The organism is Salmonella sp. NW884 (assembly GCF_051700745.1).
Classification (GTDB): Bacteria; Pseudomonadota; Gammaproteobacteria; order Enterobacterales; family Enterobacteriaceae; genus Salmonella; species Salmonella enterica.
In genome coordinates this window covers 407,538-427,076 of sequence record NZ_JAMMDE010000001.1, presented here as the reverse complement: position 1 = coordinate 427,076, position 19,539 = coordinate 407,538, and the positions used below count along the sequence as shown (strand labels likewise).

The window sequence follows — 19,539 nt, the reverse complement described above, 5'->3', positions numbered from 1 at the left end:
GATAAAACAATGAAATTCAGCGAACTGTGGTTACGCGAGTGGGTTAACCCGGCAATTGATAGCGATGCGTTGGCTAACCAGATTACGATGGCTGGCCTGGAAGTAGACGGCGTTGAGCCGGTCGCGGGAAGCTTCAATGGCGTTGTGGTTGGGGAAGTGGTTGAGTGCGCCCAGCATCCGAACGCTGACAAATTGCGTGTAACGAAAGTCAACGTTGGCGGAGAACGCCTGTTGGATATCGTCTGCGGCGCGCCAAACTGTCGTCAGGGGCTGAAAGTAGCGGTGGCCACCATTGGCGCCATCCTGCCGGGCGATTTCAAAATTAAAGCGGCGAAACTGCGCGGCGAACCGTCTGAAGGGATGCTGTGCTCCTTCTCCGAACTGGGGATTTCTGACGATCACAGCGGCATTATCGAACTGCCGGCGGATGCGCCGCTGGGTACCGATATCCGTGAATACCTGAAGCTTGACGACAATACCATCGAAATTAGCGTCACGCCGAACCGTGCGGATTGCTTAGGTATCATCGGCGTTGCGCGTGATGTGGCGGTACTGAACAAAGCGCCGCTCCAGGAGCCTGAAATGGCGCCGGTTACGGCAACTATCAGCGATACGCTGCCGATTACAGTAGAGGCCGCTGATGCGTGTCCACGCTATCTGGGCCGGGTGGTAAAAGGCATCAATGTTAACGCGCCGACGCCGCTGTGGATGAAAGAGAAACTGCGTCGCTGCGGTATTCGCTCCATCGATGCGGTGGTTGACGTCACGAACTATGTGCTGCTCGAACTGGGTCAGCCAATGCATGCTTTCGATAAAGATCGCATTGATGGCGGTATTGTCGTGCGGATGGCAAAAGAGGGTGAAACCGTCGTCCTGCTGGACGGTAGCGAAGCGACGTTAAATGCGGACACGCTGGTGATCGCCGATCACCATAAGGCGCTGGGGATAGCCGGTATTTTTGGCGGCGAACATTCCGGCGTGAACGGCGAAACGCAAAATGTGCTGCTGGAGTGTGCGTACTTTAATCCGCTGTCTATCACCGGTCGCGCTCGCCGCCACGGTCTGCATACCGATGCGTCTCACCGCTACGAGCGCGGGGTGGACCCGGCGCTGCAATATAAAGCGATAGAGCGCGCTACTCGTCTGCTTCTTGATATCTGTGGCGGTGATGCGGGTCCGATAATTGATGTGAGCAACGAAGCAACGTTGCCGAAACGCGCCACCATTACTCTGCGTCGCAGTAAACTGGATCGCCTGATCGGGCATCATATTGCGGATGAGCAGGTCAGTGATATTCTGCGTCGTCTGGGCTGTGAAGTGACCGAAGGGCAGGACGAGTGGAAAGCCGTGGCGCCGACCTGGCGTTTCGATATGGAGATTGAAGAAGATCTGGTGGAAGAGGTGGCCCGCGTTTACGGCTATAACAATATTCCGGACGAGCCAATCCAGGCCGGTTTAATCATGGGGACGCACCGTGAAGCCGATCTGTCGTTGAAGCGGGTTAAAACCATGCTGAACGACAAAGGCTATCAGGAAGTGATTACCTATAGTTTTGTCGATCCTAAAGTACAACAGCTCATCCATCCAGGCGCAGAAGCGCTGCTGCTGCCGAACCCTATCTCCGTTGAGATGTCGGCGATGCGTCTGTCTCTGTGGAGCGGATTGCTGGCAACGGTGGTCTATAACCAAAACCGTCAGCAGAATCGCGTGCGTATTTTTGAAACCGGTTTACGTTTCGTTCCGGATACACAAGCCAATCTGGGTATTCGACAGGATCTGATGCTGGCTGGCGTGATTTGCGGTAACCGCTATGATGAGCACTGGAACCTGGCAAAAGAGACCGTTGATTTCTATGATTTGAAAGGCGATCTGGAAGCAGTATTGGATTTAACCGGCAAACTGGGTGATATCCAGTTTAAGGCGGAGATGAATCCGGCTCTGCATCCGGGACAGTCTGCGGCGATTTATCTGAAAGATGAACGTATTGGTTTTATTGGGGTTGTTCACCCTGAACTGGAACGTAAACTGGATCTGAATGGTCGTACGCTGGTGTTTGAACTGGAATGGAATAAGCTCGCAGACCGTATCGTGCCGCAGGCGCGGGAGATTTCACGCTTCCCGGCCAACCGTCGCGATATTGCGGTTGTTGTTGCAGAAAACGTTCCCGCAGCGGATATTTTATCCGAATGTAAGAAAGTTGGCGTAAATCAGGTAGTTGGCGTAAACTTATTTGACGTGTACCGCGGTAAGGGTGTTGCGGAGGGTTATAAGAGCCTCGCTATCAGCCTGATCCTTCAGGATACCAACCGTACACTCGAAGAAGAGGAGATTGCCGCTACCGTCGCCAAATGTGTAGAGGCATTAAAAGAGCGATTCCAGGCATCATTGAGGGATTGAACCTATGGCGCTTACAAAAGCTGAAATGTCAGAATATCTGTTTGATAAGCTTGGGCTTAGCAAGCGGGATGCCAAAGAACTGGTTGAACTGTTTTTCGAAGAGATCCGTCGTGCTCTGGAAAACGGTGAGCAGGTGAAACTCTCTGGTTTTGGTAACTTCGATCTGCGTGATAAAAATCAACGTCCGGGGCGTAACCCGAAAACGGGTGAAGATATTCCTATTACAGCACGGCGCGTGGTGACCTTCAGACCCGGGCAGAAGTTAAAGAGCCGGGTCGAAAACGCTTCGCCCAAAGAAGAGTAATCAGATCCAGGCATAACATCCATCAGGGTGTATTGCGGCAGATACGCTGCCATCCCGAAAGTAGATCAGCGGGATGACAGCGTATTTGTCAGCCTGAAAGATGACCCGTATAACTAAAAAGGCCGCATTGCGGCCTTTTTTCTTTCAAGTAAAGGATACCCACCGTAAAATCACGCTACCTCTTTTCAGCTGAATGGATAACATGCTGACTTTTGCCCGCCAACAACAGCGACGAAACGTTCGCTGGCTTCTGAGCCTGTCACTGCTGGTGCTACTGGCTACACTTCTGAGCTTATGCGCAGGCGAACAGTGGATTGCCCCCGGTGACTGGTTAAGCGCCCGGGGGGAACTGTTTGTCTGGCAAATTCGCCTTCCCCGCACGCTTGCGGTATTGCTGGTTGGCGCTGCGCTGGCGCTATCTGGCGCCGTGATGCAGGCGCTGTTTGAAAACCCACTTGCTGAACCGGGTCTGCTCGGCGTTTCGAATGGGGCCGGTGTTGGGCTTATTGCCGCCGTCTTACTGGGGCAGGGGCAACTGCCAGGATGGGCGCTGGGGCTGTGCGCTATAGCCGGCGCGCTCATTATTACGTTAATCCTGCTGCGTTTTGCGCGTCGCCATCTCTCTACCAGCCGCTTGTTGTTGGCGGGCGTCGCGCTGGGCATTATCTGTAGCGCGCTGATGACGTGGGCTATCTATTTTTCCACCTCTTTCGATCTGCGGCAATTAATGTACTGGATGATGGGAGGATTTGGCGGCGTTGACTGGCAGCAGAGCTGGCTAATGATTGCGCTCATCCCGGTACTGATCTGGATATGTTGCCAGTCGCAACCGCTGAATATGCTGGCGCTAGGGGAAACCTCGGCGCGGCAGCTTGGCCTGCCGCTGTGGTTCTGGCGCAATTTGTTGGTCGTCGCCACCGGCTGGATGGTGGGCGTCAGCGTGGCGATGGCGGGGGCGATTGGTTTTATCGGTCTGGTTATTCCGCACATCCTGCGCTTATGTGGTTTAACCGATCACCGGGTTTTACTTCCCGGCTGCGCGCTGGCCGGGGCTATCGCTCTGCTATTGGCTGATGTGGTCGCCCGACTGGCGCTGGCGTCGGCTGAACTGCCTATCGGGGTGGTCACCGCCACATTGGGGGCGCCAGTGTTTATCTGGCTGCTGCTCAAATCCGCGCGTTAGCGCATCGGTAAACAACTGCTTTCATCATTCGCAGTCTATGATTAAAGGCTAACGATGAAACCCGCTATTCTACCGACATCAGGGAGACACCATGCAAAACTCGCTTCTTAATACTCACGTTACGACGATTGATAGAGAGGTCACTACACTTGAAAAATACGCCGGAAAAGTGCTGCTCATTGTAAACGTCGCTTCCAGATGTGGCCTGACGCCGCAATATGAACAGCTGGAAAATATCCAGAAGGCGTGGGCAGATCAGGGGCTTGTCGTGTTGGGTTTTCCCTGCAACCAGTTTATGGGGCAGGAGCCAGGCAGCGAAGAGGAGATTAAAACCTATTGCGCCAGCACCTGGGGCATCACGTTCCCGATGTTCAGTAAAATTGATGTGAATGGCGACGCGCGCCATCCGCTGTATCAAAAACTGATAGCCGCTGCGCCAACGGCAGTCGCGCCGGAGAAGAGCGGCTTTTACGAACGGATGGTAAGCAAAGGGCGTACGCCACTCTATCCGGATGATATTCTGTGGAATTTTGAAAAATTTTTGGTAGGCCGGGATGGTCAGGTGGTACAGCGTTTTTCGCCGGATATGACGCCTGAAGATCCTATTGTGATGGAAAGCATAAAAATCGCGTTGGCAAAATAATGTCTCAATTGATGCAATTAAAGGATGTCGCCGAGAGCACCCGCCTGGGGCCGCTTTCCGGCGAAGTAAGCGCAGGAGAGATCCTTCATCTTGTCGGGCCGAACGGTGCCGGGAAAAGCACGCTACTGGCGCGTATGGCGGGGTTAACCTCCGGCGAGGGGAGCATCAGGTTTGGCGGAGCGCCGCTGGAGGCATGGGCGACGGCAACGCTTGCCCAACACCGCGCTTATCTTGCGCAACAGCAAAATCCGCCGTTCGCCATGCCGGTCTGGCATTACCTGACATTGCATCAACCTGATAAAACGCGAACCGGGCAGCTTAACGAGGTGGCCGATATGCTTGGATTGGGCGACAAACTGGGGCGAAGCGTGAATCAGCTTTCCGGTGGCGAGTGGCAGCGTGTTCGCCTTGCTGCCGTTGTACTACAAATTCATCCCGACGCTAATCCGGTCGGTCAATTATTGCTGCTTGATGAGCCGATGAACAGTCTCGATGTTGCGCAACAAAACGCTCTGGATCGGGTATTACATCATTTATGTCAGGCAGGAATTGCGATTGTGATGAGTAGCCACGATCTGAACCACACGCTGCGCCATGCGCATAAAGCCTGGTTACTAAAGCGCGGTAAACTCATTGCCTGCGGCCGCCGGGAAGAGGTGCTCACCCCCTCTTATCTGGCGCAAGCCTACGGTCTGCGCTTTCGACGACTCGACGTCGAGGGGCATCCAATGCTCATTTCGGCCACTTAAGTAAAATCGTTTCTTGAAAAGCAGGTAATTTCGACGCTAAATTAATACCAAAATAAAAACAGAGGATTGTTGCGGCATGCGTTTTTGGCTTCTTGTTATCACAGCATTGTTCCTGGCAGGATGCAGTACTCATCGGGCACCGGCGCCAAATGCCAGATTATCAGACTCCATTACCGTCATTGCGGGTCTGAACGATCAGTTGCAGTCCTGGCGCGGTACGCCATACCGCTACGGCGGCATGAGTCGCAGAGGCGTGGACTGTTCCGGCTTTGTGGTAGTCACTATGCGCGACAAGTTTGATTTGCAGTTGCCTCGTGATACGCGTGAACAATCAAAAATCGGCACCAGAATCGATAAAGATGAATTGCTGCCCGGAGATTTGGTTTTCTTTAAAACCGGTTCGGGCGAAAGTGGTTTACATGTTGGTATTTACGATACAAATAATGAGTTTATTCATGCCTCTACCAGTCGTGGCGTGATGCGTTCATCGCTGGATAATGTGTACTGGCGAAAAAACTTCTGGCAGGCACGGCGAATTTAACCTCGCAGACGATATAAATTTTATAGTCTATTTTTAACATATCGCCGGTTGAACTTATGACATCTGTTGTCATCATATATAATGATATAACCGTAGCATTTACAAACGTACTTTTATTAAAAACGGGCGTGTTCACGCCCTGTTAAAAGTACAACATTGGATATTGGTTTATAATCAGAGTAAGTTAAAAAAAGGAACCGGTTCACCGGTAAACAAGAAAAATGATGACGCTTCAATTAGTATCTGAAGTTACGTCTGTTTCCGTCCGTAGTGACTGGATGGCGAATAGCGCCCTAACCATGGGACTGGCGTAATGATTGCTTCACTTGATGAGCTTTACCATTCCGAACTCTTTTTCCTTCCCGTCATGGATGAAAACGCTCGGCTTGTTGGTTTAGAGATTATTGCAACGTTTGCCGCTGAAGACGGTGCCGTGCGGATGCCGACTGAGTTGGTAGCGCCTCGCCTTTCGGTGGAGGAACAATACTATCTGTTTGTTGAAAAACTGGCGTTGTTAGAAACCTGTCAGCACTTTTTTATTCAGCATAAACTTATTGCATGGCTTAATTTACCGCCTGCAATTAGTGACTTATTATTATTAGATAGCGAACTTTTTTCCCGGGCAGCGCGCTTTCCGTTTCTTGAATTAGCTATAAATGAGAATTATCCTGGGTTAAACCAGGGCAAAAACAATGAAACGTTAGCTAATCTGGCAATGCATTTCCCATTAATGCTGGCAATTTTTGGGGCAGGCGAGGCGTCGACTAAAGCTATTTTCGATGGGCTTTTCAAACGAGTCATGTTGGATAAAAATTTTATTCAGCAGCGAGCTGAAATGATCTCATTCGAACCATTCATGCACGCTATCGTTGCCCAGATCTCCTCCAGCTGCGAGTCGCTGATGATTGCCGGTATTGATACTGAGGCGATGTTTGCGCGCGCAGCGCCATTGGGGTTTAGCGCATTCCAGGGCGGACTATGGCCTTCGGTGCCGGTAAGCCAGCTCATTAAACTCGTTCAGCGATAACCTTTCTGTTTGCCGGTGTTTAACCGGTGATTAACCGTCTACACTGAAGACAGGAGGCCCTATGACCCTGTCTTTTACTGCCCGTTGGCGCGATGAATTGCCAGCAACGTATACCGCGCTTTTACCCACACCGTTAAAAAATGCGCGACTGATTTGGTATAACGACGAACTGGCGCAGCAGTTAGCCATTCCCGCTTCGTTATTTGACGCTACCAATGGCGCTGGCGTTTGGGGCGGCGAAACCTTATTACCCGGTATGTCGCCTGTCGCGCAGGTATATAGCGGGCATCAGTTCGGCATCTGGGCGGGACAACTCGGCGACGGACGCGGTATTTTGCTGGGCGAACAGCTCCTGGCGGATGGCTCGACCCTCGACTGGCATCTGAAAGGCGCCGGATTAACACCCTATTCGCGAATGGGGGATGGACGCGCCGTCCTGCGTTCAACCATACGAGAAAGTCTTGCCAGCGAAGCCATGCATTATCTGGGTATTCCCACTACGCGCGCGTTATCTATCGTAGCCAGCGATACGCCGGTTCAGCGAGAGACGCAGGAAACGGGCGCGATGTTAATGCGTCTGGCGCAAAGTCATATGCGTTTTGGTCATTTCGAACATTTCTACTACCGCCGTGAGCCGGAAAAAGTTCAGCAACTGGCTGATTTCGCTATTCGTCATTACTGGCCGCAATGGCAGGATGTCCCGGAAAAATATGCTTTGTGGTTTGAAGAGGTGGCGGCGCGTACCGGAAGACTCATCGCCGAGTGGCAAACCGTCGGTTTTTCGCACGGCGTTATGAATACGGATAACATGTCGATTCTGGGGCTGACCATCGACTATGGCCCCTTTGGTTTTCTCGACGACTACGATCCCGGCTTCATTGGCAACCATTCCGATCATCAGGGACGTTACCGCTTCGATAATCAACCGTCGGTGGCGCTGTGGAATTTACAACGTCTGGCGCAGACGTTAACCCCTTTTATTGAGATCGACGCGTTAAACAGAGCGCTGGATCGCTACCAGGACGCGTTGTTAACGCACTATGGGCAGCGAATGCGCCAGAAGCTGGGCTTCTTTACCGAGCAAAAAGACGATAACGCTTTACTGAATGAATTGTTTAGTCTGATGGCGCGCGAAGGGAGTGACTATACCCGTACATTTCGGATGTTAAGCCATACGGAGCAACAGAGCGCTTCCTCGCCGTTGCGGGATACGTTTATCGATCGCGCGGCGTTCGATGCCTGGTTCGATCGCTACCGGGCGCGATTGCGCACAGAGGCGGTGGATGACGCGCTGCGCCAGCAGCAGATGCAACGCGTGAATCCTGCGGTTGTGTTGCGCAACTGGCTGGCGCAACGCGCGATAGATGCGGCTGAACAAGGAGACATGGCGGAACTGCATCGGTTGCATGAAGTTTTACGTCAACCTTTTACCGATCGAGATGATGACTATGCCAGCCGACCGCCGGAGTGGGGAAAGCGGCTGGAGGTCAGTTGTTCAAGTTAGCCAGATGCCAGCAGCATCGTCTGCTGGCGGGAGCGCTATTTGGTTAACAGCAGCTTACCGGCCTGAGTTTTGCGCAACAGATACTCCTGACCGTTGTGATCGATAATGACTTTGCCGTCCGGACCTAATAGCGCCTGACTGTTGACGCGCCGTTCAGCGGCAGGGAGAAGCGTTTCATTGTCTATTTCCTTAGGGTGAGGCAGCTCGGTGTTATCCATACGCGACATGTTATTTATTAATAATCAAACTCACAATGATTATTATTATCAATAATTAATGCGATAACAGCAAGTGCTAATTCTGTGGAGTGATATACGCGCGCGTAGAGAAAAGGGTGGGTAACGCATCGAAGAAACGCCCATCCCGGCAGGATGGGCGAGCTATTAAAAGCGGCTGTCTACCGCCGCGGCAAGTTTTTCCAACAGAACTTCCGTATCTTCCCAGTTCAGGCAGGGATCGGTAATGGATTGACCATAGATTAACGGTTGACCGCTGATAATTTTTTGCGTGCCTTCCCGCAAAAAACTCTCTGCCATAATCCCGGCAATTGCCGTGGAGCCATTACGAATCTGCTGGCAAATATCATCACATACGTCCAACTGGCGGCGATGCTGTTTTTGACAGTTGCCGTGGCTGAAGTCGACGACCAGATGTTCCGGCAGATCAAATTCATGCAACGTGTCGCAGGCGGCGGCAATATCTTCAGCGTGGTAGTTCGGTTTTTTACCGCCGCGCATGATGATGTGCCCATACGGGTTGCCACTCGTCTGGTAGATGGTCATCTGTCCGTCTTTATCCGGCGAGAGAAACATATGGCTGGCGCGGGAGGCGCGAATAGCATCAACGGCAATGCGGGTATTGCCATCTGTACCATTTTTAAAGCCGACCGGACAAGAGAGCGCAGAAGCCATTTCCCGATGGATTTGGCTTTCGGTGGTACGCGCGCCAATCGCTCCCCAACTGATCAGATCGGCAATAAACTGGCCGGTGACCATATCAAGAAACTCTGTGGCGGTCGGTACTCCCAGTTCGTTCACCTGCAATAGCAAGCGACGCGCCAGTTCAAGCCCATAATTGACGCGGTAACTTCCATTCAAGTCGGGATCGGAAATCAGGCCTTTCCATCCCACGACGGTGCGCGGTTTTTCAAAATAGGTGCGCATGACGATCTCCAGACGCGCCTGATGCTTTTGGCGTTGTGCCTGGAGCTGCGTCGCGTATTCCATGGCAGCATTCAGATCGTGAATCGAACAGGGGCCAATGACGACCAGTAGCCGTGGATCTTCACCATTTAAAATCTTTTCTATCCGGCGTCGGGAGTCGGTAACGTGACTGGCGACGGAGGACGATACAGGATACCGCTGCGCGAGTTCGGTTGGTGTTACCAGGCTGTCGATACGCGCAGTACGGAGTTCGTCGGTTCTGTTCATTACAAGTCTCAGAAATTTGTTGCTTCAACGGCAGGACTACCGGGAAGTGATGGGCATCACGATAAACCAATCCCTGCTGATTTCAAGTGCGAGGCGTGTCACACCTCGCAGGCAGAACGGCATGATAACAAAAACCAACCCATTAAACTAGTTTGCTAGTACATCCTGCGGTTAAGCCCCATAATGTCGAGAATCTTGGTGGCTATCTCTTCAACGGAATAATTGGTGCTGTTCAGGCAGGGGATCTGATTCTTACGATACAGCGCTTCAACCTCCGCCACTTCCATGCGGCACTGACGCAACGAGGCATAGCGACTGTTTTCACGGCGTTCTTCGCGAATTGCCGCCAGGCGTTCAGGGTCAATTGTCAGGCCGAACAGTTTATGTTGTAGCGGTTTTAACGATGTGGGCAGTGTCAAATTATCCATATCATCGGCGATGAAAGGGTAGTTAGCCGCACGAATACCGAATTGCATTGCCAGATAGAGGCTGGTGGGCGTTTTTCCACAGCGCGAAACGCCAAGTAAAATGACCTGGGCCTGATCGAGGTTGCGCAATGAAATGCCATCATCATGCGCCAGGGTATAATCGATAGCGGCAATACGCGCGTCATACTTGTTCAGGTTACCCGGATTAAGCCCATGAGTACGATGAGCGATCGGCGTCGGATCCAGTTTCATCTCCTGCTGAAGCGGCGCCACCAGCGCCTGGACGATATCCTGGCAGAAGCCTTCGCTCTGCAAGATGATGGCGCGAATTTCAGGTAAAACAATCGAGTAAAACACCAGCGGGCGAACGCCGGTTTGCTGATAAATGGCGTCAATTTGGTCTTTGACGGCGCGGGCGCGACTTTCGTTTTCCACGAATGGCAGCGTGATGCTGCTGATCGTCACCGGAAACTGCGACATAACCGCGTGACCCAGGACCTCGGCGGTGATGGCGGTACCATCAGAAATATAGAAAACATGGCGATCAACAACATTATCCATTCTGTTCATCCTGAAGAGTAAACATAATTATCTGAAAGCATAAATTAAAAGTAACGGGAAACGTATAACTTGTCGCTTATTTTATAAAATGACAGGCACTTTTTATAATTAATGAAAAGTGTGTTTCATTTCATGGAAACGCAGTTTATACCGGGGGTTATTCAGGGAATGCCGTGCTATGCGCGGGTTTGCGCAACTACGTAAACAATCTGAAAAAATGAAAAAATAAATTTGCTTGAACGATTCACCGTTTTTTTCGCGGGTTTAAGTATGCCAGGATAAATACGCAACTATGTGTTTCTTAAACTCGTTCATTTATCACAAAAGGATTGTTCGATGTCCAACAATGGCTCGTCACCGCTGGTGCTTTGGTATAACCAACTCGGCATGAATGATGTAGACAGAGTTGGGGGCAAAAATGCCTCCCTGGGTGAAATGATTACTAACCTTTCCGGCATGGGCGTATCCGTTCCGAATGGTTTTGCAACCACTGCCGATGCGTTTAACCAGTTTTTGGATCAAAGCGGCGTAAACCAGCGCATTTATGAGCTGCTGGATAAGACAGATATTGATGATGTCTCCCAGCTGGCGAAAGCGGGCGCGCAGATCCGCCAGTGGATTATCGACACTCCTTTCCAGCCGGCGCTGGAAAACGCCATCCGCGATGCCTATGCGCAGCTTTCGTCGGATGATGAAAATGCCTCTTTTGCCGTGCGTTCCTCCGCCACGGCGGAAGATATGCCAGATGCTTCGTTTGCGGGCCAACAGGAAACGTTTCTTAACGTTCAGGGCTTCGACGCGGTGCTGGTGGCAGTGAAACACGTATTTGCTTCTCTGTTTAACGATCGCGCCATCTCTTATCGCGTTCACCAGGGATATGATCATCGCGGCGTAGCGCTTTCCGCTGGCGTGCAGCGGATGGTTCGCTCCGATCTCGCCTCGTCAGGGGTGATGTTCTCTATCGATACCGAATCCGGCTTTGACCAGGTGGTCTTTATCACCTCGGCATGGGGACTGGGTGAAATGGTGGTGCAGGGCGCGGTTAACCCGGATGAATTTTATGTCCATAAGCCAACCCTGGCGGCAGGCCGTCCGGCCATCGTACGCCGCACCATGGGGTCGAAAAAAATCCGCATGGTTTACGCCGCCACCCAGGAGCACGGCAAGCAAGTGAAGATTGAAGATGTGCCGCAGGAACAGCGCGACATTTTCTCGCTCACCAACGAAGAAGTGCAGGAACTGGCGAAACAAGCGGTGCAGATTGAGCAGCACTATGGTCGTCCGATGGATATTGAATGGGCGAAAGACGGTCATACCGGTAAGCTCTTTATTGTGCAGGCACGTCCGGAAACCGTGCGCTCCCGTGGCCAGGTGATGGAGCGTTATACGCTACATGCGCAGGGGAAAATCATTGCCGAAGGTCGCGCCATTGGTCATCGTATCGGCGCAGGTACGGTAAAAGTTATTCACGATATCGGCGAAATGAACCGTATTGAGCCTGGCGATGTGCTTGTCACCGATATGACCGACCCGGACTGGGAACCGATCATGAAAAAAGCGGCGGCGATTGTCACTAACCGTGGCGGGCGCACCTGTCACGCGGCGATTATCGCCCGCGAATTGGGCATTCCGGCGGTAGTCGGCTGCGGCGACGCCACCGAACGCATGAAAGATGGCGAAAAAGTAACCGTCTCCTGCGCAGAAGGTGATACCGGTTATGTTTATGCCGACATGCTGGATTTCAGCGTAAAAAGCTCCAGCGTAGACACCATGCCAGAGCTACCGCTGAAGGTCATGATGAATGTCGGCAACCCGGACAGGGCATTTGACTTTGCCTGCCTGCCGAATGAAGGCGTAGGTCTGGCGCGACTGGAATTCATCATTAACCGTATGATTGGCGTTCACCCACGCGCGCTGCTGGAGTTTGACGACCAGGATGCCGCGCTGCAAAACGACATTCGTGAGATGATGAAAGGGTTTGACTCGCCGCGTGAATTTTACGTTGGTCGACTGACGGAAGGGATCGCGACGTTAGGCGCCGCCTTCTACCCGAAACGCGTCATCGTTCGCCTGTCTGACTTTAAGTCCAACGAATACGCCAACCTGGTCGGCGGCGAACGTTATGAGCCGCATGAAGAAAACCCGATGCTGGGCTTCCGCGGCGCGGGTCGTTACGTCGCAGAAAGTTTCCGCGATTGTTTTGCGCTGGAATGCGAAGCGGTGAAACGCGTGCGCAACGATATGGGCCTTACCAACGTCGAAATCATGATCCCGTTCGTGCGGACGGTCGACCAGGCGAAAGCGGTCATCGAAGAGCTGGCGCGCCAGGGACTTAAACGCGGCGAGAACGGGCTGAAGATCATCATGATGTGCGAGATCCCGTCCAATGCCTTGCTGGCTGAACAGTTCCTCGAGTATTTTGATGGCTTCTCGATTGGTTCTAACGACATGACGCAGCTGGCGCTGGGGCTGGATCGCGATTCCGGCGTGGTGTCTGAACTGTTTGACGAGCGTAACGACGCGGTGAAAGCGCTGCTGTCGATGGCGATCCGCGCGGCGAAAAAACAGGGCAAATATGTTGGAATTTGCGGTCAGGGTCCGTCCGACCATGAAGACTTTGCCGCCTGGCTGATGGAAGAGGGGATCGACAGCCTGTCGCTGAACCCGGACACCGTGGTACAGACCTGGCTGAGTCTGGCGGAACTGAAGAAGTAAACCGCGACCAGATAACGCTATGCTTATCCGGCCTGCACAAGAAACATGTTGTGTAGGCCGGATAGGGCGTAAGTTGCCCGACGCCTGCATAATGCCGGGTCAGGCGTTGTGCAGAATCATTAATACACTGCGTAGATCATTTACGGCGATTTGCCCCGGCGCTGAAGCCTGCTTCACCGCGCCAAACGTGGCGGCAGAGCCAAACACTTCCCCTGCCAGACGTGAAATGACACCCTCTTTCGCCATTGACATAGTAATTACCGGACGGTCGGCGTAATGTTGCTGCATCTCCAGCGTGGCAGTGAGTAACGTTAATACATCATGTTTGCTTTGCGGCATAACGGCAATCTTGGGTATATCCGCGCCGAGCGCTTGCATTTTACGTAGCCGCAGAACCATTTCCTCTGCGGACGGCGTCTGGTGAAAATCGTGGTTAGACATCACGACATAAACATTATGCGCATGGGCATAATCGACAGTGGCTTTAACGTCAGCATCACCGGTAAATAGCTCAAGATCGATCATATCGACCAGGCCGCTGTCGATTGCGGCACGATTAAGCGTGAGATAATGCTGAGTGGTTATTGTCTGCTCGCCGCCTTCTTTGGCGCTGCGGAAAGTAAACAGTAACGGAATGTCAGGCATCGCATCGCGGATAACACGCGCAGCGGTAAGAACGGATTGAGTCGATGCGATATCCATAAAGTGATCCACGCGCCACTCCAGAATATCGAATGTAGCTTCGCGGTAGGCCAGCGCCTCCGCTTTCACGCTATTGATGTCTCTTCCCATCAACGACACGATAATTTTGGGCATCCCTTCGCCAATGATAAGATTTTTTACGGTGACGGTTTTCATGAGTGTCCTGTCAGTTTTTTTTCTTCTCGCCATTATGAACGGTGAGGCTGGCCGCTTGAAGTAAAAAAAAAAGCCCATCGTAGGAGACGGGCAAAGACTACACACAGCAATTCGTTGTTTCACTCAGGGGATTTCCATGCTTATAAATCAATGTGTTGATTTATAACCGTGTGCTAATAGTAGGCATGAGCACTTTTTGCGTCGATCAGATTCGTCTCAATAGTTTAAAAACTGTAACGGATTTGCGACAGAAATGAGATGCGGCGGGGAACAGACGGGCGAATCAAAATGGAGTGTGCGTTGAATTGATAAACGTCGCTAAAGCATCGGGCGGCAATGCCGCCCGACGGGATTATGACTGCTTGTTGGCTTCCTCGATATCATCCAGCTCTTCAAGGATCTCCTCTGGTTCATTCGTCGGCGCCGGAACTTCATGTACCCATGCGGAGAACAAACGCCAGGTCACGGCCAGAAGCACCGGTCCAATAAACAGACCAATCATACCGAATGCAATCAGGCCGCCGATTACCCCGGAAAGGATCAGAAGCAGCGGTAAATCGGCGCCCATGCGGATGAGTACCGGGCGAATCACGTTATCCAGAGTGCCGACGACGGCGCTCCAAACCAGCAGCACGGTGCCCCAGGTGGTGTCGCCTGTCCAGTAAAGCCAGATAATGGCTGGAATCAATACCGGCAACGGCCCCAACTGAACCAGACACGAAAGGATCATCACTACCGTCAACAGGGTAGCGTAAGGCACGCCGGAAATCGCCAGCCCGACGCCGCCAAGTACCGCCTGTACCAGCGCGGTGACCACCACGCCAAGCGCCACGGCGCGGATCGCCTGGGCAGCCAGCAGAACCGCCGCATCGCCGCGTTTAGCCGCGAGACGACAGGCAAAATGGCGTATACCCATCGCCACTTGTTCGCCGCGCCAGTAAAGCAGGGCGCTAAACAACAGCATCAGGGCGCAGTGCATCATAAAGCGTCCGATATGCGCCGCCTGACCGACAAACCAGGTCGTGGTTGTGCCGATATAAGGCCGCACTTTCGCCATAATAGCGCTACCGCCCATATCCAGCAGGCTATGCCATCCGGCATACAGTTTGGCGCCAACCAACGGAATATTATTTAACCATGCCAGATCGGGTAGCGTCATATCGCCGCCGGTCACTGCATGGATGAGCGGGCCGCTACCATCGACAATGCTGTTCACCAGCAAGGCGACGGGAATAACGAAGAGCAGCACTAACAGCAGCGTCATGACCAGTACGGCAAGCGAGCGGCGGCCCCACAATATTTTTTGTAATTTCAGCAAAACGGGCCAGGTCGCGATAACAATCGTACCTGCCCATGCAAACCCCAAAATAAAAGGCTGTACTATCCACAAACAGGCCACAATCATGATGGCTAAAAACAGCACCGATAGCAGCACTTGCGCAATATCCCTGGGCTGACGAACATTTACCATAAATACTTTTCACCTTTGTCTTTGCGCCAGAACGTTGGCGCGACGTGAACATGCAAACCACACCCTATAATGATGAGCAATTTCAGCGGTTTTTAACAGGCCGATTCTGCATGTAATTCTGTTGGGCGCACAGGAAAAAAATGTGATACAACAAATAACGCAACACGCAAACGATTAAGCATCCCTTCCTGTGCGTAGACCGCTCGCGCTCGCCGGGTTGGGCGCCACCGTTCACAACATAGACCGCAGGAAAAGGTCAATATAATGATTCCACAAATTTCTCAGGCACCCGGCGTCGTTCAGCTGGTGCTCAATTTTTTGCAGGCGCTGGAGCAGCAAGGGTTTACGGGCGATACGGCAACCAGCTATGCCGACCGTCTGACAATGTCGACCGATAACAGTATCTATCAGCTTCTTCCCGATGCTGTTGTGTTTCCCCGTTCTACGGCGGATGTCGCGCTTCTTGCCCGTCTGGCGGCGGAGCCGCGCTTTATGTCGCTGATATTTACCCCGCGAGGCGGCGGTACTGGCACGAATGGCCAGGCGCTAAACCAGGGCATTATTGTTGATATGTCCCGCTATATGAACCGCATTATTGAAATTAATCCTGAAGAGGGATGGGTGCGGGTAGAGGCGGGGGTGATAAAAGATCAGCTTAATCAGGCGTTAAAGCCGTATGGCTATTTTTTTGCGCCGGAACTTTCCACCAGTAATCGCGCCACGCTTGGCGGTATGATTAATACCGATGCCTCTGGTCAGGGTTCGCTGGTCTATGGGAAAACGTCAGATCACGTCTTAGGCATACGGGCCGTATTGTTGGGGGGCGATATCCTTGACACGCAATCGATGCCCGTAGAGCTTGCCCGGACGCTGGGTGAAAACACGACGATGCCAGGCCGCATCTATCAGACCGTCTATCAGTCCTGCCTGGAAAACCGTCAACTTATCCTCGATAGCTTTCCAAAGCTCAATCGTTTCCTGACAGGCTACGATTTACGCCACGTCTTTAACGATGACATGACCCGCTTCGATCTCACTCGCATCTTAACGGGGTCGGAAGGGACGCTGGCGTTTATTACTGAAGCCCGGCTGGATATTACCCCGATACCCAAAGTCCGCCGTCTGGTGAATGTAAAATACGACTCCTTTGATTCCGCGCTGCGTAACGCCCCTTTTATGGTTGACGCGCGCGCCTTATCTGTCGAGACGGTCGATTCCAAAGTCCTTAACCTTGCGCGGGAAGATATTGTCTGGCACTCCGTTAGCGAATTGATTACCGATGTGCCGGATAAAGAGATGCTTGGCCTGAATATCGTGGAATTCGCGGGTGACGATGAAGCGCTTATTGACGGACAGGTCGAGGCGCTGTGCCACCGGCTGGATGGCCTGATGGCGCGTGCGGAAGCGGGCGTGATCGGCTGGCAACTTTGTACCGATTTGACGGGTATTGAGCGTATTTACGCGATGCGTAAAAAAGCGGTAGGGCTGCTGGGTAATGCGAAAGGCGCTGCCAAACCGATTCCTTTTGCAGAAGATACCTGTGTGCCGCCTGAACATCTGGCCGATTACATCGCCGAATTTCGCGCTCTGCTGGATGGTCATGGCTTAAGTTACGGCATGTTCGGCCACGTGGATGCCGGGGTGCTGCATGTGCGCCCGGCGCTGGATATGTGCGATCCGCAGCAGGAACTGTTGATGAAACAGATCTCCGATGAGGTCGTCGCGCTGACCGCCAGATACGGCGGGCTGTTGTGGGGCGAACATGGAAAAGGTTTCCGTGCGGAATACAGCCCGGCCTTTTTCGGAGAAGTTCTGTATGGCGAGCTGCGCAAAATAAAAGCGGCTTTTGATCCGCATAATCGACTTAACCCGGGTAAAATCTGTCCGCCGCAGGGGATAGAGGCGCCGATGATGAAGGTGGATGCGGTAAAACGCGGCACCTGGGATCGGCAAATTCCGCTGGCGGTACGGCAGACCTGGCGCGGCGCTATGGAGTGTAATGGTAACGGCCTGTGCTTTAATTTCGATGCGAAAAGCCCGATGTGCCCGTCGATGAAAATTAGCCTTAACCGGATCCACTCGCCGAAAGGGCGGGCGACACTGGTGCGGGAATGGCTCCGTCTATTGGCCGATCGCGGCGTCGATCCGTTGAAGCTGGAAAAGGAGTTGCCAGAAAAACGCGCCAGCTTACGCACGCTGATTGCCCGCACCCGGAATAGTTGGCACAAACGCAAAGGCGAGTATGACTTTTCCCATGAAGTTAAAGAGGCCATGTCCGGCTGTCTGGCGTGTAAAGCCTGTACGACCCAGTGTCCGATTAAAATCGATGTTCCGGAGTTTCGTTCGCGTTTCTTACAGCTTTACCATACGCGTTATCTGCGTCCGGTACGCGATCATCTTGTGGCGACTGTTGAGACCTACGCGCCGCTGATGGCGCGTGCGCCAAAGACCTTTAACTTTTTTATTAACCAACCGGTAGTTCGTAATCTGGCGAAAAAACATATCGGTATGGTGGATTTACCTCTGCTTTCTGCCCCTTCATTGCAACAGCAACTGGTGGGCCATCCGTCCGCTAATATGACGCTTGAGCAACTGGAGCGCATGAGCGCCGAGCAAAAAGCGAAAACGGTACTGGTAGTTCAGGATCCGTTTACCAGCTACTACGACGCTCGGGTCGTAGCGGACTTTATCCGCCTGGCGGAAAAACTGGGCAGGAGGCCGGTATTGTTACCGTTCTCGCCGAATGGTAAGGCGCAGCATATTAAAGGTTTTCTTAATCGCTTTGCGAAAACGGCGAAAAAAACCTCTGAGTTCCTTAATCGGATCGCCGCGTTGGGGATGCCAATGGTGGGCGTCGATCCGGCGCTGGTCCTGTGTTATCGCGACGAATATAAACTGGCGCTGGGCGAACAGCGCGGCGATTTTCATGTGTTGCTGGTGAATGAATGGCTGGCGCAGGAAATAAATGCAAGACTGTCCGTCGAGGTGAGCGGCGAACCGTGGTACTTTTTTGGTCATTGTACGGAAGTCACGGCTTTACCCGGCGCGCCTGCGCAGTGGGCCGCCATCTTTGCCCATTTTGGCGCGAAGCTGGAAAATGTCAGCGTAGGCTGCTGCGGTATGGCGGGCACTTATGGACATGAACTCACCAATCATAAAAATTCGCTGGGAATTTATGAGCTATCCTGGCATCAGGCGATGCAACGTCTACCGCGAAACCGCTGCCTGGCAACCGGCTATTCCTGCCGAAGCCAGGTTAAACGCATTGAAGGTACGGGCGTGCGTCACCCGTTGCAGGCATTACTGGAGATTATAGGTTGATCTGGAAACGTGAAGTGACCCTTGATGCGCTTAATGCGATGGGGGAAGGAAATATGGTTGGCCTGCTTGATATCCGCTTTGAGCATATTGGGGACGATACGCTGGAAGCGACAATGCCCGTCGATCATCGCACCAAACAGCCGTTCGGCTTGCTGCATGGCGGAGCGTCTGTGGTGCTGGCGGAAAGTATCGGCTCGGTCGCAGGTTATCTGTGTACGCAGGGGGAGCAAAAGGTGGTGGGGCTGGAGGTGAATGCCAACCATGTACGGTCGGCGCGTCAGGGGCGCGTACGAGGCGTCTGTAAAGCGTTGCATACCGGGGCTCGCCATCAGGTCTGGCAGATAGAGATCTTTGATGAACAGGGACGTCTGTGCTGTTCTTCGCGCCTTACTACGGCGATTGTGTGA

The 19,539-nt window shown here is 52.7% G+C and carries 16 protein-coding genes and 1 other RNA gene; 11 read left to right on the top strand and 6 right to left on the bottom strand.

Features of this window, described 5'->3' with window-relative positions; translation table 11 throughout:
- Window positions 1-9: 9 nt before the first annotated feature.
- The 8 genes from pheT to selO all read left to right on the top strand — a co-directional run bounded on the left by pheT (window position 10) and on the right by selO (window position 8,348).
- Window positions 10-2,397, top strand: coding sequence for a phenylalanine--tRNA ligase subunit beta (pheT, locus tag NA197_RS02135; RefSeq protein WP_000672402.1), 2,388 nt, complete (start codon window positions 10-12; stop codon window positions 2,395-2,397).
- A 4-nt stretch (window positions 2,398-2,401) separates the two neighbouring features.
- Complete coding sequence (ihfA, locus tag NA197_RS02130; RefSeq protein WP_001229266.1) at window positions 2,402-2,701, top strand: integration host factor subunit alpha; 300 nt, start codon at window positions 2,402-2,404, stop codon at window positions 2,699-2,701.
- A gap of 202 nt (window positions 2,702-2,903) precedes the next feature.
- Window positions 2,904-3,884, top strand: a complete 981-nt coding sequence (gene btuC / locus NA197_RS02125; RefSeq protein ID WP_000954984.1) for a vitamin B12 ABC transporter permease BtuC — start codon at window positions 2,904-2,906, stop codon at window positions 3,882-3,884.
- A gap of 91 nt (window positions 3,885-3,975) precedes the next feature.
- Window positions 3,976-4,527, top strand: a complete 552-nt coding sequence (locus NA197_RS02120; protein ID WP_064043044.1) for a glutathione peroxidase — start codon at window positions 3,976-3,978, stop codon at window positions 4,525-4,527.
- Entirely contained in the window at window positions 4,527-5,276 is a 750-nt protein-coding gene (gene btuD, locus NA197_RS02115) for a vitamin B12 ABC transporter ATP-binding protein BtuD (protein ID WP_000080607.1), read from the top strand. Before NA197_RS02120 ends, btuD begins: the two co-directional genes overlap by 1 nt.
- 76 nt (window positions 5,277-5,352) lie before the next feature.
- Window positions 5,353-5,817, top strand: coding sequence for a C40 family peptidase (locus tag NA197_RS02110; protein ID WP_001213256.1), 465 nt, complete (start codon window positions 5,353-5,355; stop codon window positions 5,815-5,817).
- A gap of 313 nt (window positions 5,818-6,130) precedes the next feature.
- Window positions 6,131-6,844 carry an anti-FlhDC factor YdiV gene (gene ydiV / locus NA197_RS02105; protein ID WP_064043043.1) on the top strand — a complete coding sequence of 238 codons (714 nt, stop codon included), beginning with the start codon at window positions 6,131-6,133 and terminating at the stop codon, window positions 6,842-6,844.
- A gap of 61 nt (window positions 6,845-6,905) precedes the next feature.
- Entirely contained in the window at window positions 6,906-8,348 is a 1,443-nt protein-coding gene (gene selO / locus NA197_RS02100; RefSeq protein ID WP_023234482.1) for a protein adenylyltransferase SelO, read from the top strand.
- A gap of 35 nt (window positions 8,349-8,383) precedes the next feature.
- On the opposite strand, the gene hemP is transcribed toward selO, so the two are convergent.
- The 3 genes from hemP to ppsR all read right to left on the bottom strand — a co-directional run bounded on the left by hemP (window position 8,384) and on the right by ppsR (window position 10,767).
- Window positions 8,384-8,575: a hemin uptake protein HemP gene (gene hemP, locus NA197_RS02095; RefSeq protein ID WP_000089115.1), complete on the bottom strand. Its 192-nt coding sequence runs from the start codon at window positions 8,573-8,575 to the stop codon at window positions 8,384-8,386.
- 156 nt (window positions 8,576-8,731) lie between these two features.
- Window positions 8,732-9,778, bottom strand: coding sequence for a 3-deoxy-7-phosphoheptulonate synthase AroH (aroH, locus tag NA197_RS02090; RefSeq protein WP_001082194.1), 1,047 nt, complete (start codon window positions 9,776-9,778; stop codon window positions 8,732-8,734).
- A gap of 155 nt (window positions 9,779-9,933) precedes the next feature.
- Complete coding sequence (gene ppsR, locus NA197_RS02085) at window positions 9,934-10,767, bottom strand: posphoenolpyruvate synthetase regulatory kinase/phosphorylase PpsR (protein WP_000370992.1); 834 nt, start codon at window positions 10,765-10,767, stop codon at window positions 9,934-9,936.
- 336 nt (window positions 10,768-11,103) lie between these two features.
- Here ppsR and ppsA point away from each other — a divergent pair, with 336 nt between their 5' ends.
- The gene (ppsA, locus tag NA197_RS02080; RefSeq protein ID WP_000069333.1) at window positions 11,104-13,482 is read left to right on the top strand and encodes a phosphoenolpyruvate synthase; all 2,379 of its coding nucleotides are present in this window, start codon (window positions 11,104-11,106) and stop codon (window positions 13,480-13,482) included.
- A 99-nt stretch (window positions 13,483-13,581) separates the two neighbouring features.
- Here the strand turns inward: ppsA and aroD are convergent, their stop codons facing one another.
- From aroD to ydiK, 3 genes are all read right to left on the bottom strand, one after another.
- Window positions 13,582-14,340 carry a type I 3-dehydroquinate dehydratase gene (aroD, locus tag NA197_RS02075; RefSeq protein WP_000860215.1) on the bottom strand — a complete coding sequence of 253 codons (759 nt, stop codon included), beginning with the start codon at window positions 14,338-14,340 and terminating at the stop codon, window positions 13,582-13,584.
- Between the two features lie 62 nt (window positions 14,341-14,402).
- An RNA gene (gene rprA, locus NA197_RS02070) (antisense sRNA RprA) lies at window positions 14,403-14,510 on the bottom strand.
- A 182-nt stretch (window positions 14,511-14,692) separates the two neighbouring features.
- On the bottom strand, window positions 14,693-15,811 hold the full coding sequence (gene ydiK / locus NA197_RS02065) for an AI-2E family transporter YdiK (protein ID WP_000248615.1): 1,119 nt from the start codon (window positions 15,809-15,811) through the stop codon (window positions 14,693-14,695).
- A 264-nt stretch (window positions 15,812-16,075) separates the two neighbouring features.
- On the opposite strand from ydiK, the gene ydiJ reads away from it, so the two are divergent.
- Together ydiJ and menI are read left to right on the top strand one after the other, a co-directional pair.
- Entirely contained in the window at window positions 16,076-19,132 is a 3,057-nt protein-coding gene (gene ydiJ, locus NA197_RS02060; RefSeq protein WP_064043042.1) for a D-2-hydroxyglutarate dehydrogenase YdiJ, read from the top strand.
- Complete coding sequence (gene menI, locus NA197_RS02055) at window positions 19,129-19,539, top strand: 1,4-dihydroxy-2-naphthoyl-CoA hydrolase (RefSeq protein WP_000637926.1); 411 nt, start codon at window positions 19,129-19,131, stop codon at window positions 19,537-19,539. Before ydiJ ends, menI begins: the two co-directional genes overlap by 4 nt.

Excerpts from the sequence above, each read along its gene's own strand:
- ydiV (WP_064043043.1), top strand. The coding sequence starts at position 6,131 with ATGATTGCTTCACTTGATGAGCTTTACCATTCCGAACTCTTTTTCCTT.
- ydiK (WP_000248615.1), bottom strand. The coding sequence starts at position 15,811 with ATGGTAAATGTTCGTCAGCCCAGGGATATTGCGCAAGTGCTGCTATCG.
- aroD (WP_000860215.1), bottom strand. The coding sequence starts at position 14,340 with ATGAAAACCGTCACCGTAAAAAATCTTATCATTGGCGAAGGGATGCCC.
- pheT (WP_000672402.1), top strand. The coding sequence starts at position 10 with ATGAAATTCAGCGAACTGTGGTTACGCGAGTGGGTTAACCCGGCAATT.
- ydiJ (WP_064043042.1), top strand. The coding sequence starts at position 16,076 with ATGATTCCACAAATTTCTCAGGCACCCGGCGTCGTTCAGCTGGTGCTC.
- NA197_RS02110 (WP_001213256.1), top strand. The coding sequence starts at position 5,353 with ATGCGTTTTTGGCTTCTTGTTATCACAGCATTGTTCCTGGCAGGATGC.
- NA197_RS02120 (WP_064043044.1), top strand. The coding sequence starts at position 3,976 with ATGCAAAACTCGCTTCTTAATACTCACGTTACGACGATTGATAGAGAG.
- selO (WP_023234482.1), top strand. The coding sequence starts at position 6,906 with ATGACCCTGTCTTTTACTGCCCGTTGGCGCGATGAATTGCCAGCAACG.
- btuC (WP_000954984.1), top strand. The coding sequence starts at position 2,904 with ATGCTGACTTTTGCCCGCCAACAACAGCGACGAAACGTTCGCTGGCTT.
- hemP (WP_000089115.1), bottom strand. The coding sequence starts at position 8,575 with ATGTCGCGTATGGATAACACCGAGCTGCCTCACCCTAAGGAAATAGAC.
- ihfA (WP_001229266.1), top strand. The coding sequence starts at position 2,402 with ATGGCGCTTACAAAAGCTGAAATGTCAGAATATCTGTTTGATAAGCTT.
- btuD (WP_000080607.1), top strand. The coding sequence starts at position 4,527 with ATGTCTCAATTGATGCAATTAAAGGATGTCGCCGAGAGCACCCGCCTG.
- ppsR (WP_000370992.1), bottom strand. The coding sequence starts at position 10,767 with ATGGATAATGTTGTTGATCGCCATGTTTTCTATATTTCTGATGGTACC.
- aroH (WP_001082194.1), bottom strand. The coding sequence starts at position 9,778 with ATGAACAGAACCGACGAACTCCGTACTGCGCGTATCGACAGCCTGGTA.
- ppsA (WP_000069333.1), top strand. The coding sequence starts at position 11,104 with ATGTCCAACAATGGCTCGTCACCGCTGGTGCTTTGGTATAACCAACTC.